24 protein-coding genes, 1 tRNA gene and 2 pseudogenes are annotated in these 25,598 nt (G+C 69.5%); 9 read left to right on the top strand and 18 right to left on the bottom strand.

Annotated elements, in window-relative coordinates; all coding sequences use genetic code 11:
• Positions 1-6: 6 nt before the first annotated feature.
• From ACFVX6_RS31230 to ACFVX6_RS31200, 7 genes and pseudogenes are all read right to left on the bottom strand, one after another.
• Positions 7-231: pseudogene (locus ACFVX6_RS31230) on the bottom strand (GNAT family N-acetyltransferase); the annotation flags it as partial.
• A gap of 74 nt (positions 232-305) precedes the next feature.
• Positions 306-1,358: a serine hydrolase domain-containing protein gene (locus ACFVX6_RS31225; protein WP_389697146.1), complete on the bottom strand. Its 1,053-nt coding sequence runs from the start codon at positions 1,356-1,358 to the stop codon at positions 306-308.
• Between the two features lie 87 nt (positions 1,359-1,445).
• Positions 1,446-2,543 (bottom strand): glycosyltransferase family 4 protein, encoded by a 1,098-nt coding sequence (locus ACFVX6_RS31220; RefSeq protein WP_389697144.1) that lies wholly within the window; start codon positions 2,541-2,543, stop codon positions 1,446-1,448.
• Complete coding sequence (locus ACFVX6_RS31215) at positions 2,540-3,076, bottom strand: deoxycytidine triphosphate deaminase (RefSeq protein ID WP_037793183.1); 537 nt, start codon at positions 3,074-3,076, stop codon at positions 2,540-2,542. The genes ACFVX6_RS31220 and ACFVX6_RS31215 overlap by 4 nt, the downstream gene beginning before the upstream one ends.
• Positions 3,073-3,609, bottom strand: a complete 537-nt coding sequence (dcd, locus tag ACFVX6_RS31210) for a dCTP deaminase (protein ID WP_389697142.1) — start codon at positions 3,607-3,609, stop codon at positions 3,073-3,075. The genes ACFVX6_RS31215 and dcd (ACFVX6_RS31210) overlap by 4 nt, the downstream gene beginning before the upstream one ends.
• The gene (locus tag ACFVX6_RS31205; RefSeq protein ID WP_389697140.1) at positions 3,606-4,835 is read right to left on the bottom strand and encodes a metallophosphoesterase; all 1,230 of its coding nucleotides are present in this window, start codon (positions 4,833-4,835) and stop codon (positions 3,606-3,608) included. The genes dcd (ACFVX6_RS31210) and ACFVX6_RS31205 overlap by 4 nt, the downstream gene beginning before the upstream one ends.
• Positions 4,832-6,112: a UDP-N-acetylglucosamine 1-carboxyvinyltransferase gene (locus ACFVX6_RS31200; RefSeq protein WP_389697174.1), complete on the bottom strand. Its 1,281-nt coding sequence runs from the start codon at positions 6,110-6,112 to the stop codon at positions 4,832-4,834. The genes ACFVX6_RS31205 and ACFVX6_RS31200 overlap by 4 nt, the downstream gene beginning before the upstream one ends.
• A 214-nt stretch (positions 6,113-6,326) precedes the next feature.
• Between ACFVX6_RS31200 and ACFVX6_RS31195 the strand changes: the two genes are divergently transcribed.
• Entirely contained in the window at positions 6,327-7,604 is a 1,278-nt protein-coding gene (locus tag ACFVX6_RS31195) for a helix-turn-helix domain-containing protein (protein ID WP_008741440.1), read from the top strand.
• Entirely contained in the window at positions 7,601-8,155 is a 555-nt protein-coding gene (locus ACFVX6_RS31190) for a flavoprotein (RefSeq protein WP_389697138.1), read from the top strand. Before ACFVX6_RS31195 ends, ACFVX6_RS31190 begins: the two co-directional genes overlap by 4 nt.
• A 48-nt stretch (positions 8,156-8,203) precedes the next feature.
• Here ACFVX6_RS31190 and ACFVX6_RS31185 read toward each other — a convergent pair whose 3' ends face one another.
• Together ACFVX6_RS31185 and ACFVX6_RS31180 are read right to left on the bottom strand one after the other, a co-directional pair.
• Positions 8,204-9,373, bottom strand: coding sequence for a helix-turn-helix domain-containing protein (locus ACFVX6_RS31185; protein WP_389697136.1), 1,170 nt, complete (start codon positions 9,371-9,373; stop codon positions 8,204-8,206).
• Complete coding sequence (locus tag ACFVX6_RS31180; RefSeq protein WP_389697134.1) at positions 9,360-10,154, bottom strand: hypothetical protein; 795 nt, start codon at positions 10,152-10,154, stop codon at positions 9,360-9,362. The genes ACFVX6_RS31185 and ACFVX6_RS31180 overlap by 14 nt, the downstream gene beginning before the upstream one ends.
• A 266-nt stretch (positions 10,155-10,420) precedes the next feature.
• On the opposite strand from ACFVX6_RS31180, the gene ACFVX6_RS31175 reads away from it, so the two are divergent.
• Positions 10,421-10,858: an NUDIX domain-containing protein gene (locus ACFVX6_RS31175; protein ID WP_389697132.1), complete on the top strand. Its 438-nt coding sequence runs from the start codon at positions 10,421-10,423 to the stop codon at positions 10,856-10,858.
• Positions 10,859-10,926: 68 nt separating this feature from the next.
• Here ACFVX6_RS31175 and ACFVX6_RS31170 read toward each other — a convergent pair whose 3' ends face one another.
• The 5 genes and pseudogenes from ACFVX6_RS31170 to ACFVX6_RS31150 form a co-directional block, all read right to left on the bottom strand.
• Positions 10,927-11,307 carry a hypothetical protein gene (locus ACFVX6_RS31170; RefSeq protein WP_389697130.1) on the bottom strand — a complete coding sequence of 127 codons (381 nt, stop codon included), beginning with the start codon at positions 11,305-11,307 and terminating at the stop codon, positions 10,927-10,929.
• Between the two features lie 358 nt (positions 11,308-11,665).
• Positions 11,666-13,366, bottom strand: a complete 1,701-nt coding sequence (locus ACFVX6_RS31165) for a relaxase/mobilization nuclease domain-containing protein (RefSeq protein ID WP_389697128.1) — start codon at positions 13,364-13,366, stop codon at positions 11,666-11,668.
• Positions 13,363-13,836, bottom strand: coding sequence for a plasmid mobilization protein (locus tag ACFVX6_RS31160; protein WP_389697126.1), 474 nt, complete (start codon positions 13,834-13,836; stop codon positions 13,363-13,365). Before ACFVX6_RS31160 ends, ACFVX6_RS31165 begins: the two co-directional genes overlap by 4 nt.
• A gap of 182 nt (positions 13,837-14,018) precedes the next feature.
• Positions 14,019-14,825 (bottom strand): DUF2637 domain-containing protein, encoded by an 807-nt coding sequence (locus tag ACFVX6_RS31155; protein ID WP_389697172.1) that lies wholly within the window; start codon positions 14,823-14,825, stop codon positions 14,019-14,021.
• Positions 14,826-15,170: 345 nt separating this feature from the next.
• Positions 15,171-16,638 (bottom strand): annotated as a pseudogene (locus ACFVX6_RS31150) (DnaB-like helicase N-terminal domain-containing protein).
• A 347-nt stretch (positions 16,639-16,985) separates the two neighbouring features.
• Here ACFVX6_RS31150 and ACFVX6_RS31145 point away from each other — a divergent pair.
• The 3 genes from ACFVX6_RS31145 (at position 16,986) to ACFVX6_RS31135 (ending at position 19,053) form a co-directional block, all read left to right on the top strand.
• The gene (locus ACFVX6_RS31145) at positions 16,986-17,477 is read left to right on the top strand and encodes a helix-turn-helix domain-containing protein (protein WP_389697124.1); all 492 of its coding nucleotides are present in this window, start codon (positions 16,986-16,988) and stop codon (positions 17,475-17,477) included.
• Between the two features lie 143 nt (positions 17,478-17,620).
• Positions 17,621-17,896: an excisionase family DNA-binding protein gene (locus tag ACFVX6_RS31140; protein WP_389697122.1), complete on the top strand. Its 276-nt coding sequence runs from the start codon at positions 17,621-17,623 to the stop codon at positions 17,894-17,896.
• Complete coding sequence (locus tag ACFVX6_RS31135; protein WP_389697121.1) at positions 17,896-19,053, top strand: tyrosine-type recombinase/integrase; 1,158 nt, start codon at positions 17,896-17,898, stop codon at positions 19,051-19,053. The genes ACFVX6_RS31140 and ACFVX6_RS31135 overlap by 1 nt, the downstream gene beginning before the upstream one ends.
• Positions 19,054-19,219: 166 nt before the next feature.
• Here the strand turns inward: ACFVX6_RS31135 and ACFVX6_RS31130 are convergent, their stop codons facing one another.
• From ACFVX6_RS31130 to ACFVX6_RS31120, 3 genes are all read right to left on the bottom strand, one after another.
• On the bottom strand, positions 19,220-20,134 hold the full coding sequence (locus tag ACFVX6_RS31130) for a hypothetical protein (RefSeq protein WP_389697119.1): 915 nt from the start codon (positions 20,132-20,134) through the stop codon (positions 19,220-19,222).
• Entirely contained in the window at positions 20,127-20,612 is a 486-nt protein-coding gene (locus tag ACFVX6_RS31125) for a restriction endonuclease (RefSeq protein WP_389697117.1), read from the bottom strand. The genes ACFVX6_RS31130 and ACFVX6_RS31125 overlap by 8 nt, the downstream gene beginning before the upstream one ends.
• A 1,016-nt stretch (positions 20,613-21,628) precedes the next feature.
• Positions 21,629-21,702, bottom strand: a tRNA-Gly gene (locus tag ACFVX6_RS31120).
• Positions 21,703-22,157: 455 nt separating this feature from the next.
• Here ACFVX6_RS31120 and dcd (ACFVX6_RS31115) point away from each other — a divergent pair.
• Positions 22,158-22,745 carry a dCTP deaminase gene (gene dcd, locus ACFVX6_RS31115; RefSeq protein ID WP_053675430.1) on the top strand — a complete coding sequence of 196 codons (588 nt, stop codon included), beginning with the start codon at positions 22,158-22,160 and terminating at the stop codon, positions 22,743-22,745.
• Positions 22,742-23,242 carry a phosphoribosyltransferase gene (locus ACFVX6_RS31110; protein ID WP_389697115.1) on the top strand — a complete coding sequence of 167 codons (501 nt, stop codon included), beginning with the start codon at positions 22,742-22,744 and terminating at the stop codon, positions 23,240-23,242. The genes dcd (ACFVX6_RS31115) and ACFVX6_RS31110 overlap by 4 nt, the downstream gene beginning before the upstream one ends.
• A gap of 77 nt (positions 23,243-23,319) precedes the next feature.
• Here the strand turns inward: ACFVX6_RS31110 and ACFVX6_RS31105 are convergent, their stop codons facing one another.
• Positions 23,320-24,246 (bottom strand): Yip1 family protein, encoded by a 927-nt coding sequence (locus ACFVX6_RS31105; protein WP_389697113.1) that lies wholly within the window; start codon positions 24,244-24,246, stop codon positions 23,320-23,322.
• A gap of 277 nt (positions 24,247-24,523) precedes the next feature.
• On the opposite strand from ACFVX6_RS31105, the gene ACFVX6_RS31100 reads away from it, so the two are divergent.
• Complete coding sequence (locus ACFVX6_RS31100; RefSeq protein WP_389697111.1) at positions 24,524-25,555, top strand: hypothetical protein; 1,032 nt, start codon at positions 24,524-24,526, stop codon at positions 25,553-25,555.
• Positions 25,556-25,598 lie beyond the last annotated feature (43 nt).

Below are 25,598 nucleotides of genomic sequence, written 5' to 3'. Positions count from 1 at the left end.
CAATGGTCAGTTGACCATGGGGCTGCGATGCTCCAGCAGGATGACGTCGCGCCACACCCCGTGGTGCAGGCCGATTCGCTCGCGGGTGCCGATGATCCGGAACCCGGCCCGCTGGTGCAGGGCCAGGCTCGCGGTGTTCTCGGGGAAGATGCCGGACTGAATCGTCCAGATGCCCGCCGCCTCGGTCGAGGCGATCAGTGCCTCCAGCAGGGCTGATGCGACGCCGTGGCCTCAGGCGGCTGCTGACTTCCCGACTCTGCGCACAGGCCAGGAGATCGAGCCGGTTTCCTTCGGTCCGACTACGGCTACGGCTGCTGCGAAGCGTCGGTGCTGAACGCGGTTGCCCGGAAAGCGTTGCGGACAGTGGTGAGCGGCTCGCGGTCGCGGCTGAGACGGATCTTGTTGGTGAGGAGGACGGCCCAGCGGCGCTGGACCGGGTTGATCCACATGCCGGTGCCCGTGAAGCCGTAGTGGACCCAGACGTCCTCGGCGGGGTCGGTACCGGGGGCCGGGTGCCAGAAGAGGCCGCGTGCAGGGGTGAGCCCGCCAGTGTGGATGTGGAGGGAGTCCTCGATCCAGGTCGGGCCGAAGGCGGCCTGGGTGGGAGCGAGCATGTGGCGGAGGAAGAGGGCGAGGTCGTCGAGGACGGAGAAGGTGCCGGCAATGCCGCAGACGCCGCCGAGGAGACGGGCGGAGAAGTCGTGGGCGGTGCCCTTGAGGTGGGTGCCGGTGGTGTCGTCGTACTCGGTGGGGGCGCAGCGCGCCGCCTCAGTATCGGGGAGGGGGCCGAAGCGGGTCCCGGTCATGCCTAGTGGGCGCCAGATCCGGTCGGTGGCGAGCTGGTCCAGGGGCTGGCCCGCGAGGTGCTCGGCGAGGTAGCCGAGGATGAGGGCGGCTCGGTCGGTGTACTCGACGGCTTCGCCGGGCGGGCGGTGGAGGGCCTCGTGGAGGACCCCCTCGCGGATGTCCTGGGGGTCGGTGCCGTAGAGGTTCTTGAGGTTGGCACGCAGGGGCAGCCCGGCGGTGTGGGTGAGCAGGTGATGGGTCGTGGCCTCGGCCAGGGGGTGACCCGCGACTTCGTCCCAGAAGGCGCCCAGGGGAGCGTGGAGCTGGAGTTTCCCCTCATCCACGAGGGTGCCGATCGTTGACCAGATGGCAAGGATCTTGGTGAGGCTGGCCACGTCGAAGACGGTGTCCAGCCGCATCGGCTCGTCCGGCTGGGTGGGGTCGAGGAGGCCGACAGCTCCGTTGGCCTGGATGCCGTCGGCGTCCCCGACCGCCCACACCGCGCCGGGGTAGACCTCGTCGCGCACTCCGGTCTGCAGGAGGGCTTCGATCCGGTCGCTGGTGTGGGTCATGGTCTCCCGATCGTCGTGGGTCGCGGGTGGTCCACTGGCCAGGTTAGTGACGCGGCCAGGGCAGTGCCCGCTGCGCCACAGGCGGGGTCAGGCGAGCCGTCGGCCGAGATCGGAGATGGCTGCGACGGTGGTGCTGAGAGGGAAGCGGGCGGCGTTGGTGCGGCCGGATGCCCTGAGCATCTCCAGCAGGCCGGGTGTCGTGCGCAGGCGGTGGAGGTCGTGGGCTGCGGTGGTGGCGTTGGTGAAGTCGGTTGCCAGGCCGCTGCCGGAGAGGGCTTCGCTGAGTCCGGGGACGGGTTGGTAGAGGACAGGGAGTCCGCAAGCCTGGGCTTCGAGCGCGACGAGCCCCATGGCCTCCAGGGTGGTGGAGGGCACGGCAAGGACGTCGTGGTCGGCGAAGACCTTCCAGAGCTGTTGCCGGCGGAACCAGCCGAGGTAGCGGACGTGGACACCATGCTGGCGGATGACCGGCGTGAGGTCGTGGAACTGGGCGCGCGGGGCGGCGATGCTCAGCTCGACCGAGGGGGTGGCCGAGATGGCTTGCAGGAGGGGTTCGAGCCCCTTCTCGGAGCTGAGGCGCCCGGCGAAGAGCACTCGCAGATGGCTGGCGGGGCGCCGGGCGGGCCGGGGTGGTGGGCTGGTCAGGAGGTGGTCGGGGACGCCCCAGGGGATCTTCTCGATCTTGCGCCTGTCCGTCTTGGGAGTGAGCTTGAGGAGGCGGTCGGCCATGGCACCGGTGGGGACGACGATCGCGTCGGCTTCGGAGGCGGCCTCGCGCAGGACGCGTAGCTGGGTGCTGTGGTTCTCGGCATACAGCAGGTCGGTGCCGTGGACGAATGCGATCCGCGGGTGAGCGGGCAGCGCCCGCAGGAGAGCGGGGGTGGCGCCGAAGGCCAGGTGGTGCAGGTGCAGGATGCCGATCTGACGCGGGTCGATGGCGGTCGTCATGGCGTGGCGCAGGTTCGTGATGTAGCGGCTGAAGGCGGGTCCGCTGATGGACTTGCCTGAAGCGTGGAGGAGGTCGAGGCCGGCGGGCGTGCGGGGTCGGGGACCGTCGGGAGCGAGCATGAAGGCACGGGCGGGGATGGCGGGTTGTGCGCCGGTGTAGAGGTCGAGGAAGAGTTCGACGCTGCCGCCGGGGCTGGGGTACGGCAGGTCGAGGGCGGTGGCGACGAGGGCGTTCATCGACGGCCTCCGGGGTTCTCCTCGTAGAGGCGTGACGTCTCGATGCCTTCGCTGGTGCGGTACTTGAGGCCGTGTTGCTGGTAGCTGGCGGGGGAGCCATGGGTGCGGAGGAAGACGAGCTTGCCGAAGGTCATGCCGGGCCGGACGCGTACGGGGCGGGTGGCTCGGATCTCCAGGGTCCAGCGGATCGCGTGGCCCTGGTGCCCGAGCGGCGCCGATACGTGGACCCAGATGCCGAGGGATCCGGTGGTCCGGTCGCCGTTGAGGAGCTGGGCGTAGGTCTCGGAGCCTGTGCGCTCCAGGGTGTGGCCGAGGTAGAGGTGGCCGGGCTCCAGGACGTATCCGTCGTCGGGGAGGGCAAGCTCGCGGAAGGCGGTGGGAACGGCGGCGTCGAGGTCCCCCTCGCAGACCCGGAGGTTGCTTCCCAGTCGCCAGTCGTACGCGTTAGGGGAGAGGCGCCTCGGGTCGTACGGGTCGATGGCGAGGTGGCCCGCGGCGTGGGCGGCGGCGATGGCACGTCCGGTCAGGATCACGACGCCGCCTCCGACGCGTCGAGGTCGCGCCAGTAGGCGGAGGACTGGGGACCGGAGGCCGCCTGGTACTTGCCCGCGTACAGGTCTACCGCGCCTTCGGAGACGAAGAACATGATCTGCCCGATCCTCATCCCGGCGTAGATACGGACGGGACGGGTTGGGGTGAGCATCAGCGTCCACTGGCCGTGGAACCCGATGTCCCCGATCGGTGCGGTGATCTCGACGAAGAGGCCGAGGCGGCCCACGGAGGAACGGCCGAACAGCAGCGGGACAAAGCAGTCGGAGCCCACCTCCTCCTGGGTGTGCCCCAGGTAGAGCTCGCCGGGCTGCAGCGTGTACCCGTCGTCACCGATCTGGATGCGGCGCGTGGGATTGGGGCGATGGGAGTCCAGGACCTCCTCCGTGTAGGTGAGAAGGACCGGTCCAAGGCGGACGTTGTAGCTGTTCGGGTTGACCTGGGTGGGCAGGAACGGACTGATGCGCAACCGCCCGTCCTGCGACGCGGACGTGATCTCGGGGCCGGTCAGGATCACTGGTCGTCTCCGTTCGTCAGCATGCTCCGGATCGCCGAGCCGAGGCCGAGGCCGGCGGGGTGGGTGCGGCCGTCGAGGCAGCTGTCGGCCAAGTAGTCGGTGGTCAGCACGCTCGTCAGCCCGGCCGGAAGGGGGTCGGGGGAGGTGACGAGTGGGCCGACCCGTTCGGCGAGGTGCGCGATGAGGGCCTCGGGATCGTGGCGGTGGGCCGGCGCGACGCGGGCCTCGACCAGGGTGTTCGCGAATGGCTCGATGGTCAGCAGGTCACCCGTGGTCAGGACCTCGCCGAGCAGGGTCGTGCGAACGGTGGTCTCGTTCAGAACGACCGCCTCCCTGCCCAGTCCGCTGTGGAGCCGGTCGGCGACGACCTGGAGGAGGGCCCGGCGGTCGAGCTGGTGATTTCGGTAGGGCTTCGCGATCCGTCCGAGGGGTTCAGCCAGCTGGGCCTCGACCATGGCCATGCGGTCCCGCAAGGAGGCCAGCTCAAGCGGCAGGTCCGGTGCTACGGCCTCGGCGGAGTCTGGGAACAGGGCCGTACGTCCGACCCAGCCGGCGGAACCGGGCGCCGCGATGGCGTAGCCGACGGCGAGTTCGCGGCCCTTGAGGACGACGGTGTTGCCGACGCGGGCAGGGCCCGTGTGCCGGCTGTGGCAGTGGCCCGCGAAGATGACGTCCAGGAAGGGGCAGGCTTCGGCGAGCTTGAGGTCTTCCTCGAAGCCGGAGTGGCTGAGGAGCACCCAGGAGTCGACCTCGTGGTGGTGCGCGAGCATCAGTTCGCGCAGCGCTTGCACCGGGTCGGTTGCCCGGTGTCCGGACCGCTGGCCGACGGGGATCGAGTCGAACGCCTGGAGACCGATCACCCCGGTGACGGCCGTACGCCGACCTGCGACCTCCACGATGCGCAGGCGCTGGAAGAGGGCGCTGCCGCTCGCGGCGTCGACCGTGTTCGCGCACACGGTCCTTCGGCGGAGCACCGGCTCGAAGTAATGCGGCCAGCCGTGGTTCCCCGGCGCGATGACGTCGTACAGGCCGAGCAGGATCTCCCGTTCCAGGGCGCCCTGGCCAAGCCGGTAGTAGCCGGTGCCCTCGAAGAAGTCACCGCAGTCGAACAGGAGATTGTCCGCTCGCGACTGGTGAAGGTGGCCGAGCAGCAGGTCGCCCGCGCCGAGGGCGGAGTGGACGTCGGTGGTGGCCATGATCTGGCGCACCGAACGGCTCGTGGTCATGGGGTGACCTCGCAGATGTCGGCGCCGAGGTGGAGGAGCTTGCCGGGCAGGTCGGCGTGGCCTCGCCGGAGCTGGTCGACACCGCCGAGGGTGGTGACCCCTCGGGCGGTCAGAGCGGCGACCATCAGGGCGGATCCGGTGCGGATGTCCGTGGCCTCGACACCGGCGCCGGTCAGGCGCTGCGGCCCGGTCAGCCGGCACTCGGTGGGCGAGATCTCCTCGATCTTGGCGCCGAGCCTGGCCAGCTGAGGAAGCAGGTTGCCGTGGCGGCCCGGGTTGATCGAATCGGCGAACAGGTGCGTGCCGGGCTGGCTCAGGGCGAGGGCCATCAGCGGGGGCTCGAAGTCCGCGTCCAGGCCGCCCGGCGACAGGGTGGCGATGGCCCGCAAGGGTTGACCTGTCGGCCGGGCGTTTCCGCCGTCAACGAGGAGGGCCTCGTCTCGGACTGAGGTAGGGATGCCCAGACGCTGGAGCGCGGCCTGCAACGGCACGAGGTCGCGCCCGCGGATGCCCTCGATCCGAGCGTTGCCCCCGGTGGCGGCCACGGCACAGGCCAGGGTCCCCGCCTCGATCTTGTCGCCCGGTACTCGCCAGGCGGGGATCTCGGCGGGGACCACCGCGGTCGTGAGGTCGAGGACCTGCTCACTGACCCGGGCCTCCCAACCCGCCGAGCCGAGGGCGTCCAGCACAGCGAGGACTTCCGGCGACAGGTTCGGCAGACCCAGGCGCAAGGCCCGGCCGGAGACGACCGCACGGAGCACGGCGGCGATCGTCGCGCCGCGCGACCGGAAGGGCAGTGCGAGGGAGACCCCGCCGGTACGCCGTTCACCGGCCTCGACGATGTAACCGGCGTCCTGGACGGTCACGCGGTCGCCGAACGCCTCGTAGACCTTGAAGTGCAGGTCCATCCCGCGCTCCCCGATCCGGCAGCCACCGGGCCAGGGCAGCCGGGCGCTGCCCTGTAGGGCGAGAAGGGCGGGCACCAGGTAGTAGGAAGCCCGGATACCCGCGGCACGGCCCAGATCGGGAGCAGTGGGTGCGGTCTCCGGTGCCATGACCAGCAGGCTGCCCTGCTGCCCGACGGCCTGAGCGACATGCCAGCCGGCTCCCTGGAGCAGTGCCAGCATGGACTGGACGTCGGCGCTGGCCGGGACGTTGTCCAGCTGAACCGTCCGTCGCACGGCCGCCGCTGCGGCCAGCATCGGCAGGGCGGCGTTCTTGGAACCGTCGACGCGGACGGAGCCGGACAGCGGGCTCCCAGGGCGTACGGCGATCACCTCAGGGTTCGATGCAGAGGCTTGGGTGAGTGCCACGATCAACTCCTCCTGGAGGGGTGCGGTTCCACCAGGCAACCGGTTCGGGGATGGGCTCCGCGATGTCCTGTGCGGGCGCTGCATCGCTTATGCACGTTGTGCATGGCGGACAAGTTCCCTGCCGTTAGGCTCGGTTGAGCAGGCAGGATCGGTCTCGGCAGAAGGGGCCGTGGCGCAGATGGCCGACACACAGGGCGAGGCACACCGCATCGGTGAGCTGCTCCGCCAAGCGCGGGTCTTACGGGGCCGTTCACAAGCGGACGTGGCCGCCGATCTCGGCTACCACCAGTCGAAGATCAGCCGCCTGGAGGGCGGGCGCGGAACCGAGGACATCCGAGTCCTCCGTGAAGTCGCCCGCGTCCTGCGGATCCCGCCGGCCCACCTCGGGCTGGCGGAGACCGCCCTGGAAGCCGAGCCCGACGATCCGGAGACAGAGGACATGCTGCGCCGCCGTACCCTGCTTGCCGCCAGTGTCACCATGCTCGCTACTCCCGTACCCGTGGCGGCGGCGCATCCGGCCCTGGTCCAGGCTCTACTTCCCGGCGTGCTGGCGGCTTCGACGACCGAGTCGCCCTCCGCGGAACAGCTTCGGCAACGAGCCATGAACGTGCGGCAGCTTCTGACCACATGCGACTACGCGGAGCTGGAGCGAACGCTTCCCGGCCTGATCACGGATCTGCGCCAAGCGGCCCGCAGCTCAGGGCAGCCGGAGGAGGTGTCCCGCTTCCTGGCCACTGCCTACCAGACATCGGCCAGCCTCTTCCTCAAGCGGGGAGACGCGGGTACGGCGTGGCTCGCCGTCGGCCGGGCCATGGCCGAGGCGGAGCGCTTCGGTGACCCGCTCGTCCTCGCCGCCAGCGTTCGGCTCCAGGCGCACGTCCTGGTGCGTGAGCAGCATGCTCGCCAGGCGGTCACGCTGATCCAGCACACCGCTTCCCAGCTCACCGGCTCGTACGACCGCCGCTCTCCGCACCATCTCGCCGTCCTCGGCCTGCTCCTGCTTCGCGGAGTCACGGCCGCGAGCCGCGCCGGCGACCGAGCCGCGACCAGCGAGTTCGTCGCCGAAGCGAAAGAGGTCGCGCAGTACATCGCTCTGGACCAGCCGGACGTCTGGGCCAACTTCAGCCCGACCAACGTCACGCTGCACCAGATCAGCGCCGCCGTGTCCTTCGGCGACGCCGGCATCGCACTCGACGCAGCCCGCCCGCTCATGCGCCGCCACATCCCGGTCCCCGAGCGCCGAGCCGCCCTCTGGATCGAGACCGCCCGCGCCTACGCCCAGCAGGGCCGCCTCGCCGACGGCTATCAGGCCCTGCGGATCGCCGAGACCTGCGCCGCCCAGGATGTACGCCGTCCCGCTGTCCGCGAACTGGTCGCCGACATGGCCGCCCGGGACCGCCGTCGTACGCTGCCAGAGCTCCACCACTTCAGCCGCCGACTGGGAGTACCCGCGTGACCGAGCCGCAGCGCAAGCCCTTCCTGTACGTCGTCGTGTGCGCGGCCGGGGTGGCTGACGATGTCGGCAGACTGATCAGCGCCGCACAGGAGCGGGGCTGGGACGTGGGTGTGGTCGCAACACCCCAGGGGCTCGGCTTCCTGGACGCCGCGGCTGTCGAGGCCCAGACCGGGTACCCGATCCGCTCGGCGTGGCGCTCACCCGGCGAGGCGCGGCCGTTCCCGCCGGCCGACGCCATCGCCGTCGCGCCGGCCACCTTCAACACGGTCAACAAGTGGGCGGCCGGATTCGCGGACAACCTCGCCCTCGGCATCCTGTGCGAGGCCACCGGCATGGGAGTCCCGACCGTGGTCCTCCCGTACGTGAACAGCGCCCTCGCCGCTCACCGGGCGTACCAGAGAAGCCTGGCCGAGCTCCGGGAGATGGGCGTCCTGGTCAGCAGTTACCAGCCCCACCCTCCCAAGTCCGGCGGAGGTGCCGACCGCTTCCCCTGGCTGGAGGCGGTCGAACTCCTGGCCCCAGACATCCGTACCGAGGGCGAACGTCCTTGAGGCGCGGCGCAGTCGGAGAACACTGTGCCGATGCTCTGAGATTTCGCGCTACTGAACGAGGTGGAGTACGGGCCGTTTCTCCTGGACGCCGAGCAGATCTCGAACGCGCCTGTTAGTCCAGGCCAGTTCATGTGCCAGCTCGGACACCGAGAGATTCGTTTCCTTGGCCGCCAGGTCGAAGGCCTGGCCAAGCAGCGAGGGCTGCTCACCGGAGAAGTTCGAAACTGATTCCGGCGTGAAGCCGGGCTGGCCGTCGAGCGCGCGCAGGCGCTGGTACGTCCTGCTGGCGGTGGCGTCGGAAATCAGTCCCAGCTCACGGCATCGGTAGACGAGCGACTGGAGGGAGACCCCCCAGACACCTCGCAGCTCAGCCAGCCGGGCGATATCCATCCGCCTGGGCAGCAGGGGCAGGATGCTGGACTGGGGCGTTAGGAACTCGGCCGCGAAGGCATCAGCCTCTTTCTCCTGGCGGCTGTCGCCGGTGGCGTCGCCGTGAAGGACGAGGTGGCCCAGTTCGTGGGCGGCGGTGAACCGGTGCCGGTAGATGTCGTCCGCCCGGTTGGCGGTCAGAACGACGAGCGGCCGCGCGGCCCGGGTGGAGAACGCGTCCACGCTGGCAGCGGAAGGGTCACTGGCAGGCGGCATCACCACAACGATGCCGTGCGACTCCATCCGCCTCACCAGGTGCGTGACAGGGCCGTCGCCGAGACCCCAGCGCTTGCGGAGCTCGCGGGCGGCGGACGCGGGATCGGTGGACAACTCCTCGCCGGGGTGGACCTCCCCGCCAGCGAAGCCGGGCAGATCCACGAGGGGCAACTGGATCCGCTGTTCAAGCGCGTAGGTGAGCTCCCAGACCTGCTCGGCGAAGGCGAGAGCACGCTCTCGCTGGGACTTCGGCGTACTGCGCAGGCTTCGGAAGTGCGCCATGGAGGCGTCGAGCCGGTTGGCCGGCCTTCCCAACAGGAAGAACGTCACCGGAACTCCGAGGATCTCCGCGAGACGGGGAATCAGGTCAGGCCGTGGCTTGGAGACCCCCGTCTCGTACTGACCCACCGCGGCAGGTGTCACTCCGAGCTGCGCCGCCACGTCTTTCTTCGTCATCTCCGCCAGCCGGCGGGCTTGCGTCAGCCGGGTGGGATCGAAGCCGTCGGAGATGGCACGCGGCGTGGCGCCTCGTTCTTCCGTACCGGGAATCAGGTCTTGCTTAGTGAGTCGCATCGTCTTCGCTGGTCTGGTCCTCGACGGGTTCTGCCTCGGTCTGAGCGGGCACGTGCAGGGCCCGGTCCGAGGCGGTTCGAGAGGACAGCGTAAGGGTGGGTTCGGTTCCGTCGGCGAAGCTGGTGTGCGCCGTGATCTGGCCCGGGATGATGATCGGCCGCGACGTGTACGAGGTGACCGCCTGCGGCAGGTGGAGCGCCTCGGGATCCGTGGTCCACTCCAGCTGCTGGTTCATCCCGAGAGCTGCGATGCCCCAGTACGCCTCCAGCAGTTCGGAGGCGTTGCAGGCGAAGGGCACCAGGATCAGCTGGGTGTCCGGCGGGATCGTGGCCAGGGCGCCACGCGGTTCAGCGACCGTGACAGCAGCCCCGAAGTCGAGGTCGAACGGATCCTGGGTGTGCTTCGGCGTCGGCGCGAAGGTGAAGAGTTCCTTCACCAGCTGCGTCTCGTTGGGGATGCGCGCGCTGCGTACGTCGGACTTGGTCTTGGCGTACCGGAACGGGTAGATCAGTCCGTTGCCGATGAGCATCAGCTCGTAGGGGAACCCGAAGGGCTGGACCGCACGGGCGCCCGGCAGGTCCTTGAGTTCGTCCTGCAGCCGCTCGTACTGGTTCTCGTACCGGCTGGTGCCGTAGGCGCGAGTGGTGCGAGCTGCGCCTTGTTCCTGTGCGGCCTGTGCGTTGGCCTGCATGTTGCGAAGGCCCTGTCCGACGCCGAGGCGTACAGCAGCGGCCTGATCGCCGAACACGTCGGTCGCCCACGGCGACGGAGGCACACTCATGCGGACGACTCCTAGGGTCGGACTACGCATCGAAGCATTCCAGTGCGGCCCTGACTTTAGTTGATGTCGAACTTCTTGCACAACTGCTTCTGTGTTCGGCGTGTCAGACCTCAGTGGCCCGTCGACGGGCCAGCTCTACTGCATCGGCACGTAGCGACCCCCCCCCCCCCGCATCGTTGAACGTCGTTCATCACGGGGCATCTGTCCACGTCGCCGGCGGCTGGCTGCTGCACTGAGACCGCCAACAAGTGAGGAGACAGAGCGAAATGATCGAACGAGTCCGAGCCGTCCTCGTCACCGCGGACGACACGATGCTGGTCATCCGCCGGACCAAGCCCGGAATCCCCGTGTACTGGGTGCTGCCCGGCGGCGGGGTCGAGGAGAGTGACGCGTCCCGGGAGGCCGCGTTCCATCGGGAGATCCACGAGGAGATCGCGGGGAAGGCCGATATCGTCCGCCTCCTGCACACGATGGAGTCCGACGAGGAGCGTCAGCTCTTCTACCTCGCCCGCATCGCGACGTGGTCCTTCGAGGACCGCACCGGTCCCGAGTTCAGTGCCGAGGGCCGTGGCGAGTACGCGCTGGAGGAGATCCCGCTGACCGCGGAGGGGCTCGACGGCATCGACCTCAAGCCCGAGGAGATCGCCCACGTTCTGCGGGGCGCTGTCGGCGTCGGCATGCTCGGGGCTGGGGTCGTGGTCTAGCCGTACGACATGCGGACATGCCACCGGGGCCAACGCGGAATCGTATTGGCCCCGGTGGGCGGTGTTGGTCAGAAGGTGTACGCGGTGAAGCGGCGAGGCGGCTCGATCATGCGGCCAAGCAGCTGGTCCAACTGGGCCCTTTCGGCCTCGGTCATGAGCTCGACGGCATTGCCGAGGGTCTTGGTGCTGAGCTGGTCCATGAACGGTGCGAGGAACTGCTGGAGGGCTTCCGGAGCCTGCTCCTTCGTCCGCAGATACTCCATGAAGCGGGTGTGCTGTGCAGCGAAGTCTTCGAACTCCGCGCGGGTGGCGTTCAGGGCGGTGGCCTGTTCCTCCTTGGTGAAGGGGCGGCCGTCTATGTGGGACCAGGTGTTGGTGTCCCGCCGGAATGTGAAGTCGGAGTCGCAGAGCAGGGCGACGACGGCGGGTCGGATTTCGGTTTCGGGCATGCGAGTGCTCCTCGAAGGTGTGCGGGAAGGGCGATATTTCAAGTGTCTGGAGATTCCCCGGTTTGGCTGACCGGGGATCGTCGGCTATGTTGCGCCGCGCGCTCCGGTCAGCGGTGGCGGAAAACGCGTGTGGCCTGGGCGATCGGGTGCTCTGCACCGACGGGCCATGCGGGAGCGGCGGGGCGGCCCTGGATGCTCGTGACGCACATCGGGCGCGATGGTTCCGGTACGGGATTCGGGTTGGGCATGCGGGGATTCCTTGCGGGGCGATGAGTGGTGACACCTTCAATGCTCCGGAGGATCACGGAATTCGATAATCCCGGATCGTCGGATATAGGGGGCGCCACGATTGGCCGGCTCAGCGGCGGCGGGCGTTGTCGCCGGCGGCCTTGATGGCCGTCTGCGTGGTGGACGGCGGCGCGGGGGCCTTGTGGGCACGAACGGCTTGGGGGCGTGCGGCCGCGGGGTCGGCGGGGAGCTGCGCGAGGCGTCGGAGCCGCCAGACGAGGACGTCGCTGATGGACGTGGCGCTGCCCAACTCCCTGCGCTGGGTCGCTTCGGTGAGCAGGTCGACGGGGCTGTGGCCGGCGGCCTGGGCGTCGGCGAGGGTGGCGGCCAGGGCCGGCCAGCCGGGCTCGGCCAGGATCTGTTCCGCCAGGTCTGGGATCGCGTAGCGCAGGGCCGCTGTGTGCTGGCGCTGCAGAGGCTGGGCCATGTGGCGTCCGCGCTGCTGGAGGACGGCCATGGGCTGGGCTGCGGCTGTCCGGTAGGCGCCGCGGAGGTGTTCGGCTGCCTGGAGCGCGGCGACAGCCTGCTGGGCGTGGTTCTTCCTGGCGTGCCAGTTAGCGGCGGCGGTGGCGAGGAAGAACGCCATGTCGATCAGCATCGCGGCTGTGGCGCCGTCTTCGCCTCGGCCCAGGGCCGGACCGCCCTGGATCAGGTTCCGGGCGGCCTGGCGCAGGGCGCGGTCGTGGCCGCGTTCGGCGCGTACGTGGGAGCGGGCCGCCCGCTCGAACGCCGTGGCCGCTAGCCTCAGCTGGTGGCGGGTGCGTGCGGGGGCGGTCTCCACGAGGGCGTCGAGGACCTCGCCGGCGGCGGCGATCTGGGCCGCCACGGTCCCGTCGTCGCCGTGGTCGATGAGCAGGACGGCCTGCCAGACGGCTTCGGTTGCGTGGCGGCGCGCGGCTGCGGGACGGCTGGCCTGGGCGGGAGTCGGCTGGGTCGGTGAGCCGGTCCAGCGTTCGCGGATGCGTGGCAGGGAGAGGTCGGGGGCCAGCTTCGACCCGGAGTAGTAGACGGGCGCTCCTTCCTTGTTGCGGTCCCCGGGCAGGGCGACGGTGTAGCCGAGGGTGTCGCCGGACGGGGCGGTCCGGCGGCGCACGAGGAGGCCGACGGAAGCGAGGCGGTCGAAGAACTCCGTCTCCGAGGCGGTGCCCGCAGCAGCCTGGCGGACGCTCTCGCGCAGTTCCTCGCGGGCGGTGCGGTCCCGGCCTCGGCTCTGGGCTTTGTGGCGTTCCGCGCTGGTGGGGCGCTTGGCGGCGGTGCCGTCTCCGGGCGCCACGCGGTACAGGTCGTAGTCGGCCTCGATGCGGCGGCATTCGGTCTGGGCGCGCTGGCCGGAGCGGTGGTGGTCGGGCTTGCGGCCGTCTTCGCGTACGAGTGTGGCGATGAGGTGGATGTGGTCGTCGGCGTGGCGCACGGCCGCCCAGCGGCAGCCCGCCCCGTCGCCGGGGTCGATGCCGGTGGCGGCGATGACACGGCGGGCGATGTCCGCCCACTCGTCATCGGTGAGGGTGCGGTCGCCGGGGGCGGAACGTACGGAGGCGTGCCAGACGTGCTTGTCCGGGCGGGTGCCCGCGGGTAGGAGGTGGAGGGGTTCGTCGAGGAGTTGTTGGAGGTCTTCCTCCGTGGCGCCGGGGTCGCGGCCGGGGTCGGGGGCGAGGCCGTCGAAGGAGGCGACCAGGTGTGGGTCGACGTGCTCTTCACTGCGGCCGGCGCCGAAGAGGTAGGCGAGCAGACCAGCGGTGCTGGTGCCCTGCTTCTGGACGGAGGGGATCAAGCGGCTTGGGTTCCTTCGTCGGGGTTCGTCATGCGGGCGGTGACCTGGCGGACGCCATCGGCGGCGCGGTGGACGGCGGCGATGGTCGCGTCGAGGTCTTCGGGGACGAGGCCGAGGTGCAGGGCGCGGGCTGCCTGGTTGAGGTTGTTGTTGGCGTGGCCGAGCTGGCGCCGGAGTGCGAAAAGCGCGGTGAGGACGTCCTGCTCGGTGGCGATGGCGGCGGCCGTTCGGTGTTGGTCACGGGCTGCCGCGAGACCGGAGTGGGCGAGGAACCCGGCGACGCTCATGCCGACGGCCTTGGCGCCGGCGGCGATGCGTAGGTACTCGGGTTCGCTCAGACGGACGCTGCGCGCGGTGCGCTGCTCGTCAGCGCGGATACGGGGCTTGCCCCGGTACCCGTCTGGCTGCGGTCCGCCCTCGGTCGCAGCCTCCCCGTGACGTGCCCCCTGGCGCGGGACGGAGTCCGCCACCCCCGGGGCGGGCTTCGGTTCGGACGCACCCCCGACGGGGGAGTGTCCGAACCTCCAACTTGCTCCGCCTGAAGCTGCAATGGTCTCCTCCGGATTGAGGGGCGAAGGGTCCAGCTGGTCATGCATGTGGTGCTCCCGTGTGGGGTGAGTCGCTGCGGGGCGGGTGCCGTGAATACGGCTGATCAGGACGTGGTCTCGCTGGTCCCGTCGAGTTCGGCCTGCAGAATGCGCTGGGCGTCCTGTGCTCGGACCCGGCTGATGGAGAAGCCCTTGGCCCGGACGGCCGCCTCGATGTGGCGGCGGGAGATTCGGCCCTTCGAGCCGAGTTTGGCCGTGCGGCCGATGTCGAGGACCTCCTCCATCGAAGCTTTTGGGAGCCGACTATCGGCCCGCTTGGCCGGCTTCGTGGGCGACGCCACGTCCTCGGTGCCTACCGCCACTTCGTCGGCGGGCGTCGCGCTCACGGCTGGCCACCGGGCGAGCTGGTCCGGAGGGGGTTCGGCGACGAGCGTCCCCGGCGCGGGTGTGGCGCTTCGATCCGTCTGGGCGTCGTTGTGGCTGTCCACAGTCTCTGGGCCCGCCGAACGAGGCTCCTGGGCCTCCGCCACCGTGGCGTTCGTGTCCGGGGCGGGCGCGGCGACGAGGCGGTGGATCTGCCGCATCAGCACGCCGAAGGCCAGCAGCGCCGCAGTCGGCGGGACCGCGGCGACCACGTAGTCGAGGACGGGGACCGGGGCGTCGCCGGTGCCGCTGACCCCGGCCACGTTGAGCACGATGGACCCGACCGAGCCGGTGGCGGTCAGCGCGATGGCCCACCCGTCCGGCTCCCGACGGAGCCCGGCGTGCAGCATGAGGAGTTCGCCGATGACGACGAAGGCGTCGAGGGTCGCCGGCCATGCCCACTGGCGGATGGGGGAGGCGTCCAGGCCGTGGGCTCCGGCGACCTCGGCCAGGTGCGCGTACGAGAGCCAGAACCCGGCGGCGGTCAGGACGATGATGACGCCGCCGGCGGCGGCGAGTACGTAGCGCCCGGCTGCTTCTGCAGAGGTGGAGGGGCGTGTGAGGGATGTGGGGTTGGTGCGCAGAGGGGTTCTCCTGGTGGGGTCTGGAGGCGACGATCACGGCGTTCACGGAGGGGGCGTACACGCGAGCCCCCTTCTAAAGGGGGGCTCGCGCGTGAACGCTCTGGCACGTGTACGGCGTGTACGGGTGCGTGATCGTCTGACCTGCGGTTTTGTGTGAAGTGTGTACGTCGGCGAGACCGTGTGGACGGGGGCGTGCCCCAAGGGCGCGTGTACGCCCCCGTGCACGGTTCGCGGACCTCGGCGGCAGCGCTACGAGACGGCGCTGATGTGCCTGGCGGAGGCGCGGTAGCGGGCCTGCTGGCCGCCTCCGCTGCCGCCTGCGGCGCCCTCGGCCTTGACCGCGAGTCCGGTCTTCACCATGCGGTCCAGGGTGCGTCGGGCCTTCTCGGTGGCGGCGCGGTCGGGGTTGTTCTCGCCGCTCTCGATGCGGGCGAGTTCGCGGACGGTCAGTCCGTCGGGGCGCCCCCGGAGGATCTCGACGGGATCCAGCGCGGGATCGACCATGCTGATGCCGCGCTCGTGGTCGTGGATGACCTGGAGCGGGCCGATCTCTCCCGTGGGGGTCTTGAGGTGGTGGAGCGTGACGGCGAGGTCACCGGCCTCCCCGCCCACGTACAGGACGCTGCCCGCGCCGGAGACGATGTGGGTGGAGCCGTAGACCCGGTCCAGTGTCGGCTTCTGGGCGCGCGGTGTGCCCTCGCCGGCCTTGCGCTGGTGGTGCAGCTCGATGACCTCGACTCCGTCGCGCATGGCTCGCTGGCGGGCGTTGTTGTAGGCGACGCCGAGGGCGTCGTCGACCAGGGTGCTCACCGCGTCCTTCAGGCTGTCGATCACGATCGTGTCGGCCCCGTGGGCCTTGGCGAGGTCGAGCAGGAGGTCGGGCTCCTTGTCGAGCGTCGCGGGCAGCGGGCCCTGCCAGACGGCCAATCCGTCGCGCAGCCTCGCCTCGTGCTCGGGCTGGATACGGCGGGCCAGGGCGCGGGCGATCTGCTTGTACCGGTCCAGTGCCAGGTAGAGCACCCGCTTTCCCGGTGCGACCGGCATGCCCAGGACGCTGTCGGCCAGGCCCAGGCGGGCGAAGACCACCTGGTGCGCGAGGGTCGTCTTGCCGACTCCGGGAGCGCCGACGAGCATCAGACTCTCCCCGGAGGCCCAGGCGGTCTGCTCGCGGGTGCCCCACAGCGGGTCGGTGTCGGCACCGGATTCGGTAACGAAGCTCCATCCGTCGGTGGAACCGGGACAGCCGCCCCTGCCCGGATGCCAGGGCGCGCTCGCCCTCGGCGCGGACCTCGGCCGCGACCTCGCTGCGGATCGCATCGGGGTCGGCACCCGGCTCCATGGTCCGCTGCACGGTGCGCATGCCGGAGGCGCGCAGGCGCCGCAGGTCCGCCTTTCTCCGCACGATTCCGGCGTAGTGCACCGCCCCGCTGACTGCGGGAGTGGCGTCGGCGAGGCGGTGGACGTAGGCCACGCCGCCGACGCGGTCCAGGTCGCCCTGCTCGCCCAGCCGGTTGCTGAGCACGATCGGGTCGGTCGGCTTGTCCTCGCTGCGCAGCGCCAGGATCGCTCGCCACACGGTCTCGTGTGCGGGGCGGTAGAAGTCCGGCCCCTCAAGGAGGTTGCGGACCGCGTCGACGATGTCGGCGCTGAGCATGCAGGAGCCCAGGACGGCGGCCTCCGCGTCCGCGTCGTGCGGCGGCACGGCGGTCATGTCCATCGCGGCGAGGTGTGGCGGGTTCGGCAGGGGGTCGTCCATACTGGACAAGAAGCTCCTCTACGTGCGGGCCACATGGGACGGCAATCCCGGCCTCGCAGGTCAGTCGTTCAGGGATGGGCGGCGTGAGGTTTGCGCTTTGGGCCCCTCGGTGTTGGACCACCGGGGGGCTTTTTGCATGTCTGGGTAAGGGGTCGCGGACTCCAGGGGATCGCTGCGGTCTTCTGAGGGTGATCGAACTGTACCACATATTATGCGGTTGGCAGAGGTCTGTGCGAACCGCAGAAGATGATGTATGGTTTTGGCATGCCGCAAAACCGTGGCCGACGCAGCGACAGAAGGGAGGGGTGATGCCGCAGGACGAGAGCGACGCCTCCGAGGGGGTGCTGCTCAGCGGCGAGGAGAACGCCGCCGTGCGGATCAAGCTGGAGCGGGAGAAGCGCGGTTGGAGCACCACCGCGCTGTCTGACCTGCTCAACGAGGCGGGCTTCGACATGAACCCGTCCGCGGTCTGGCGCATCGAGAACCGCAAGCGCCGGATCAACCTCGACGAGGCCATCGGCTTCGCCGAGATCTTCGGCGTCCCGCTCAGCAACTTCGTCGGGCCGCCGAGCCTGGCGGCGATGGGCCGCGCCATGGAGCTAATCGACAACGTGGTGGCCACCTATCGGGCCTCCTTCCGTGCCGGCGCCGAAGCCGCCCAGGCGCGGGACGACCTCGCGGCCTACCTGGCCGACCACCCCGAGATCGCCACCGAGGCCGACGCGATGGTTTCCAACGCCATCGCCGCCGAGGCGATGAAGGTCAACACGGAGCGGTACGGACAGCCTCCAGGCGCGTAGCCGCACCCCACCTCATCCCGCTGCCCTGGGCTCGCAAACCCTCAGCTCGCAGCCGCAGTACCGCCCATCCCATCCCTGAACGACACACAGCCGGCTCAGGGGGTTGCCGCCCCCGCCAGCCCGGCCAGAAACCGGAGCACTGCTTGCGCCACCAGGCGATACCCCACACCTCCACCCAGCGCCCGCGCACCGCGAAGGAGGTGACCACCCCCGACACCTTCCTCACCGTGGAGCAGGCCGCCGAACGCCTCGGCACCGGCGTGCGCTTCATCCGGCGCCTCATCCAGGAACGCCGCATCGGCTACGCCAAGTTCGGCAAGCACGTCCGCATCGCCGACAGCGTCCTGGCCGCGTACGTCGACGCGAGCACCGTCCCCACCCTCCGCGAAGCGCGCTCCCGCTTCGGGAAGGCGGCCTGATGACGGCCCGCAAGCCGCAGCGGCGGCGCGAATTCGGCACCACCCGCCAGCTCCCGTCCGGCCGGTGGCAGGCGCGCTACTGGGCCCCCGACGGCAGCCGCCGCACGGCCCCGGAGACCTTTGCGACGAAGACCGACGCGCAGGACTGGCTCACCCTCACCAAGGCGGACATCCAGCGCAACCACTGGACCGACCCGGACGTGGGCAAGGTCAACTTCGAGGCCTACGCGCTCAAGTGGGTCGACGAGCGGGGCCTCGCCACCACCACGGATGAGCTGTACCGCCGCCTGCTGCGCCTGCACGTCCTCCCCGGCTTCGGCGACCTCGACCTGGACGCGATCACCCCGCCGGTCGTGCGGACCTGGCGGGCCGAGCGCTTGGCCGCCACCGGCTCCACGACCGTCGCCAAGTCCTACCGGCTGCTGAAGGCCATCATGGAGACGGCGGCCGACGACGAGCTGATCCGCCGCAACCCGTGCCGCATCAGGGGCGCGGGGAGCGAGCAGGCCAAGGAGCGCCCGACCGCGACCGTCGCCCAGGTCGACGCACTCGCCGAAGCCATGGGCCCGCGCTGGCGGCTGATGGTCTACTTCTGCGCCTACGGCCCGATGCGCCCGGAGGAGCAGGCCGCCCTGCGCCGGACCTCGGTCACCCTCGATCCCCTCGCCGTACGGATCACAGAGGCGGCCCCTGAGCTGAACACCGGCCGCCGCGTCGAGGGCGACACCAAGTCTGCGGCGGGCGTCCGCACGATCCACCTGCCGGCCTTCCTCTCCATGGAGGTCAAGCGGCACCTGGACTGGTTCGCCGAGAAGGAGCCCGACGGACTGCTGTTCGTGGGGGAGAAGGGAGCGCCGTTCCGGCGCACGTCCTTCGGCCGCAAGTGGGCCAAGGCCCGCGCGAAGGCAGGCCTTCCGAAGGACTTCCGCTTCTACGACCTGCGCCACACGGGACACACCCTGTCGACGCAGTCGGGGGCCACGCTCAAGGACACGATGGTCCGCGCCGGCCAGTCCTCGGAGAAGGCCGCGATGATCTACCAGCACTCCGACGACGACCGTCAGCAGGAGGTCGCTGGAGGCATCGATGCGCGGGTACGGGCTGCTCGCCAGAGAGCCTTCGGGGTTGGCAAGACCGATTCAACGAAGGTGGTCTGACATGGTTGGGCAGGGCGGCCGTCGTGGTCTACCAGTCGGGCGTCCGTACGACACGTAGGGCATCACCCCGTCTTCATTCGGTGCCGCAAGACTGCATCGGTCTTGCAGCACCGAATGAGTCGGGTGACGAGCGTTCTGCCTGCCCTGATGAGCCAGTAGCGGGTCCCTAGCCGAGCCAGTCCATGGCTCTCATCGCAGCGATGACCAATTGCCTCGCATCAGGATGTGTGGGCGTCGTCAACTGATGCGCCATTTTGTTCCGAGCCGTGAAGAGCTCTCCGAGGCCTGACCAGAGAGCGGGATCGTCTTGCTCGAGGGATCGCCCGATCACCACTTCTGCAATCGGACCATAGAGAGCGACAGCGGCGCCGTGCGTCTGCTGGAGTGACCGCACGCTGGGTATGGACCCTGGAGGACGACGTGACTTGAGCGACTCTTTGGCGTAGGTCTCGGCCGCCACTGCGGCCAGCAGAATTGCAGTCCCTGGCTGTGGGCTGTTGGTCGACTGCGTGAGGTATCGCGCCTGCGAGAGCAGCGCTCGTGCGGGCGGCAGTCCGTCGCGCAGTGCGCTCATTGCGATGTCGGCGGTGAGGACAGGCAGCCCTCGGACAATGGGATAGCCCGGGTTGAGGGGTTCAGGCACTGTCAGCGGGAGGCCCTGGGTGATGTTCGTTGCTGTGAGGGAGAGAACCTTCGGTATATGACCAACCATGCCCACGCTCGGTTGTTCGACCCGCAGAGCGTCAGACAGGCGTGCAGCGGCGAATCTGATGGCTGCGACGGCAGCCTTCAGCTCTGCCTGGACGATCGGCTCATCAAGGGCGGGAGGAAGCGTGAACACGGTGTGTGCCGTGAAGTGCGTCGGACACAGTGCCACGGGCGCGTCTTCGTCCCCCAACCATCCGTGGTATCCCTCGGCAGGGAGTCGTCCTTCGAACTTTGGGAACGCGAGTACAACATCGAATGCGCCCACCGTGGTCGTTAGCGGCCGAGACGCCAGGGCGATATCGATGTCGCACATACGGCCGACCGTCGGCTCGCTTGATGCTTGGTAGACGGCCTCGACTCGGATCTCATTCATAGGGAGACGATGTTCCTCTGTCTGATCGATGTTGCGCAGCCGGAGATTTCGAGCTCTTGTTTCGGGGCGGTGGGACGGCGCGGAGCAGTTCCCACAGTGGGCGTGAGCCGTTGGCCCATTGGGCGAGGAGGTAGCGGTCGACGAGGTGGAGGCGCTGAGACTTGGCGAAGTCGGGGGCCTGCTTAGAGAAGCGGCCATTGGTGAGCATGACGATGACGTCGCCGTTGTGGATCTGGCGTCCCGTGCCGTTGAGGCGTTGGAGGTCGGGGGTGCCGACCGCGGACCCAGACCAGCCGTCCTTGCGGTGCTTGCATTGGATCACCCAACGTCGACCGAAGGGGTCTGTGGCCTTTACGTCGGCTCCCTGGTCGCCACCTCTACCGACCTGCTCTGCGTCCTGGCAGCCGTCTCGACGGAGTAGGTCTCGCACGGCGTATTCGAACTGGGTGTAGTGCAGGCCGTCCAGGTGCTCCACCACGTACCGGAGTCCCTGGGCTCGAGCGGCCTCCCTGAGGGCTCGCTCCTTCTGCAGGTGCATCCCCGTGGCGATCGCGCCCGCTAGAGCTGCGACCGGGAGAGCGAGGACCCAAAGGTGGTCGGACAACCAGGACTGCACCGACATGAGGAAGCCGGATGCCCAAATGCCGACGAGCCCGATTATCAAGAAGAACTGGAAGTCGGAGCCCTTCTGCTTACGCGGCCGACTGCCTCGGTTCGGCCGGCGTCGAGCGGGGCGGCGGGTCACCGGCCGTTCCCTGTGCTGGGGAAGACGATCGGATAGGAGACCGTCGGTATGGGTTGGGGTGCTGGGCGGTTTTCCCACGCCGGCCACTTGATCGGGTAGACCACCGTCGACTGCGGCCTGGGTAACTCCTGACCCGAGCCCGCTCCGGCCCCCGCAGATGTTGTGCCGTTCCCGAAGACGATCACTCCGGCGACGATCAGGCCGAGTGTCGCGGTCTCCCGCCGGGCACCGGCAGGTAGCCGGACGTGGCCTTTGACCCGAGTGCCGTCTCCTCGGAAGTAGTCATTGATCCAGGGCACAGCTGTATCCCCCCACCAGTCGCGATGCGCCTCCCTGCGCACCGGATCCATGAAAGCACTCGCCACTGACAACGCGTCACCTACTTGTCACCACTCGTGATCATCTGCCGAATCGGGGCGGGCCCGCCGGCGCTTCGACGGGGAGTGCCTTCGGGGGCATTCGGAGGGGTGGAGGGAGCGCTGCGCCGTCGCCAACTTCGCCGTGCGGGCGGTGTGGTTGAGGGCTGCCTTCAGGGTTGCGAACAGGCGAATCCGAGCGCTCATGTGGCGCGGGTCACATGAAATGCGTCCCGCGATCCGAGGCGATTCCGCGTCCGAGTGGTGCGGGTGGTGCACGGAAGGCCCTCCGAGCAGGGCATTCCTGCGAGTTGGGGCACGCGGAGGGCACGGCGAGGCCGGAGAGGTCTAGACAACGACGAAGCCCCAGGTCGTTGACCTGGGGCTTTGCTGTGGAGCGGATGACGGGAATCGAACCCGCGCTATAAGCTTGGGAAGCTCATGTTCTACCATTAAACTACATCCGCATAGTGGCCCAGTTGCCTGGCGCGCTATCGTTTCTCACCCTACCCCATGATCGACCCCTGGTGAATTCGTCCCGGGAGTGGTGTCGCGTGCGGGGTGCACGGAGGGGCGTGGGGGCGGGAGTTGGGGCGTACCGTATGCGTGCGGAGCGGCGGCTGGAGTGGGTCTTGTTCATCCCCTAATGTGGCGATTCATCGCAGTACGGCTGGTTGGGGAAAGGGACTCGATGGAGCACACCGTCGTCCGTTGTGCCGAAGGGCACGTATTCAGCACCGCTTCGTTCCCGCTGCAGCACCTCGGTGCCGGCCGGATCGGGCCGGGGCGGCTGTTGCGGTGCCCGCGCTGTGCGCGGCTGCGGCATGCCGTGCCCGTGGGAGCGGCGCCGAAGCGGTAGACACCGGCGCGCGGGGGTCCGCCTCGATTGGGGCGGCCCGCGCGCTCTGCGTATCCTCGGGACGTGCTTCTCTCTGATAAAGACATCCGGGCCGAGATCGACAGCGGACGGGTTCGCATCGACCCCTTCGACGAGTCGATGGTGCAGCCCTCCAGCATCGATGTACGTCTCGACCGGTTCTTCCGGGTCTTCGAGAACCACCGCTACGCCCACATCGACCCCGCCACCGAGCAGAGCGATCTGACCCGGATGGTCGAGCCGGACGGTGACGAGGCGTTCATCCTCCACCCGGGCGAGTTCGTACTCGCGTCGACCTACGAGGTCATCTCGCTGCCCGACGACATCGCCTCCAGACTGGAGGGGAAGTCCAGCCTGGGCCGCCTCGGTCTGGTGACGCATTCGACCGCCGGTTTCATCGACCCCGGGTTCTCGGGCCACGTGACGCTGGAGCTGTCGAACCTCGCCACGCTGCCGATCAAGCTCTGGCCGGGTATGAAGATCGGGCAGCTGTGTCTGTTCCGGCTCAGCTCGCCCGCGGAGTTCCCCTACGGGAGCGAGCGGTACGGATCGCGGTACCAGGGCCAGCGCGGCCCGACGGCCTCGCGGTCCTTCCAGAACTTCCACCGGACCCAGGTGAGGCACGAGGCATGAGTGACGGAGTACGCGAGAACCTCGACTACGAGGGATTCGGCCGGGCCGTGCGCGAGCTGGCGCAGACCATCGCCGACGACGGCTACGAGCCCGACATCATCCTGAGCATCGCCCGCGGCGGCGTGTTCGTCGCCGGTGGTCTGGCGTACGCCCTCGACTGCAAGAACATCCACCTGGTGAACGTGGAGTTCTACACCGGGGTGGGGACCACCTTGGAGATGCCGGTCATGCTGGCACCCGTCCCCGAGGCGATCGACTTCACCGCCAAGAAGGTGCTGATCGCCGACGACGTCGCCGATACCGGCAAGACGCTCAAGCTGGTGCACGACTTCTGCCTCGGGCACGTGGCCGAGGTCCGGTCCGCCGTGATCTACGAGAAGTCCCACTCGCTCGTGAAGTGCGAGTACGTGTGGAAGAAGACCGACGAGTGGGTCAACTTCCCCTGGTCGGTCGAACCGCCCGTCGTGAGGCGTGAGGGACAGGTTCTCGACGCCTGAGGGCGAGTGTGGCGAGTGTGCGGAGGGGCCCGTCGCGCGGTGCGCGGCGGGCCCCTCCGTGTGCGTGCGTGCGGGCGCTAGATCGTGCCCAGCTTGATGATCGACAGCAGGGCGATCAGCTGGATCGCCGACGCGCCCAGGGCCTTCGGCCACGGCAGGTCGTGCGATTTGCTGATCAGGGAGGTGAAGAGCGCGCCGGCCGCCACCCAGGTGGCCCAGCCCAGGATCTGGACGAGCATGTTGTCGCCGCCCAGGAACATGGCGAACAGCAGGCGCGGGACGTCCGTCAGGCTCATGACCAGCATCGACAGGCCCACCGTGGGCTGCCACGACCCGTCGCCGCCCAGCTGGCGGGCCAGCGTGTGGGTGACGGCGCCGAGGACCAGGCCGCAGATCACGAAGGCCACGCCCGCCGAGAGCACGATCGGGACGGCCTTGGAGAGGGTGGCGTTGATGACGTCGTTGCGGGTGTCGTCGAGGCCGAAGACCGCGAGCAGCCCGTAGAGGAAGGTCACGATCAGCGCCGGCCCCCAGACGGCGTAGTCGCGCATCTGCAGGAAGGTCGGGCCCGGGCGGGTCACGATGCCCCGGATCAGTTCCTTCCACGGCAGCCGCGGACCGGTGGGGGCGGCGGCCTGCGCCGCGCCCGCCTGGTAGGTCGCGCCCTGGTTGTAGGGGTACGGGTCCTCGCCGATGGCGAAGGCCTGGGTGTACCCGGGTGAGTCGCTCGGGCCGCCGGCTCCCTGGACGGGGGGATGGCCGTAGCCGTATCCCTGGCCCTGACCTCGACCCTGGCCGGCGTGACCGCCGTGCGGGTCGAAGTATTCGGGCTCGCCGTGGCCCCCGGGAGCGGCCTGCTGCGGCCACTGCTGGGGTGCGTAGGGCTGCTGGCCGTACGGTGCGGGCGCCTGGGGCGCCTGCTGCGAGCCGTACGGCTGCTGCCGCGGGGGTTGTTGCGGGGTGCGGTTGTTGTCCCGGCCGCGTCCGATCCTGAATCCAGCCACGTGATCGAAAGTACCCGCTTCCGGGCGGGCGGGTGGCCGGGCCGGGGGAAGAAGCCCCCTTTGCGGCTGAGCTGTGACATCCCCTAGGGGGTACCTGGAGGGCCTCTCAGGGTGGGGTCGGGGCGGCTCCTGGGTGGGATCGGGGCGGGTTACGTGGCTGCGCGGCAGTCTGCTGGTGTCCGTTACATCTCCGACGGAATACGGACATACCGGCTCCGTAGCTTCGTAGACGTAGCCACCGCCACGAAGCACGAACGAGCACGAGAAGAGCCCCGTCATGCGTAGCCCGCACCGTCGCACCACCCTCCGTACCGCCGCTGTCGTGGCCGGTGCGGCCGCCGTCCTCGCTCTCCCCGTGGGGTCCGCCTTCGCGGATTCCCCGGCGGTACCGGACCCGCAGGTCCTGCCCGGCGTAGAGCAGCCGTCCGTCGACCCGCAGCAGCCGCAGGTGGACCCGAGCGTCCCGCCGACCACGCCGCCCACCACGCCGCCGACCACCCCGCCCGTGAAGCCTTCGGTCCGGGCCTACGTCACGACCGTGAAGCTGGCCGACGGCTCGGTCGCCAAGGTCTACAAGATCGGTGAGGGCCACTTCGAGGCCGAGATCTTCGCCGGTGACGTCAAGCTGGACACCCTGGTCAGCAAGGACGGCAAGCCTGCCGCCGGCCAGAACAACGGACTGCACGTGGTCCTCCAGCCGAACGGCACCGTCACCTCGTGGATCGAGGGCGCGACCAAGCCGGTGGAGAAGCCGAAGCCGGTCGAGAAGCCGAAGCCGGTGGAGAAGCAGGAGAACGTCGTCCAGGTCGCCATGCCCGACGGGCGCAACGCGCGGCTGATCGACGGCCCGAACGGCAAGCGCGTCGAGCTCTCGATGCCGAACGGGACCCTCCTCGGGACGATCGACCTGAAGCACCCGACCGCGACGAACGAAGGCTGGACGTACGAGCTCGTCCAGGACGGGAAGCGCGTGAAGTTCGTCGTCATCGACGGCAAGAACGGCGGGAACAGCTGGGTCTACGACTTCACCAGCGGCAAGCTGATCGAGAAGTACGAGGTGGACAAGGGCGGCAAGGACCGCAAGGTCGCCACGAAGGACGCGAAGCCCGTCGCCGAGCCGGTCGAGAAGAAGGCCGTCGAGCGGGTCGTGCCGAAGGGCGGCGTGAAGGCCGGTGCGGAGGGTGTCGCGCCGGTGTCCGCCGAAGGCGACGGCACGCTGATGCTCGCCGCCGGCGGGGGCATGGCGGCGGTGGGCGCCGCGGGCCTCGGCTTCGCGATGCTGCGCCGCAGCCGGTCCGACCAGTCCTGACCGGACCCCCGAACACCGGAACGGCCCGCCCCCACAGGGGGCG

Source organism: Streptomyces sp. NPDC058289 (genome assembly GCF_042880975.1).
In the GTDB taxonomy this organism is placed as follows: domain Bacteria; phylum Actinomycetota; class Actinomycetes; order Streptomycetales; family Streptomycetaceae; genus Streptomyces; species Streptomyces stoeckheimensis.
The sequence above is the reverse complement of the archived record's forward strand: the minus strand, read 5'-3'. Positions and strand labels throughout refer to the sequence as shown.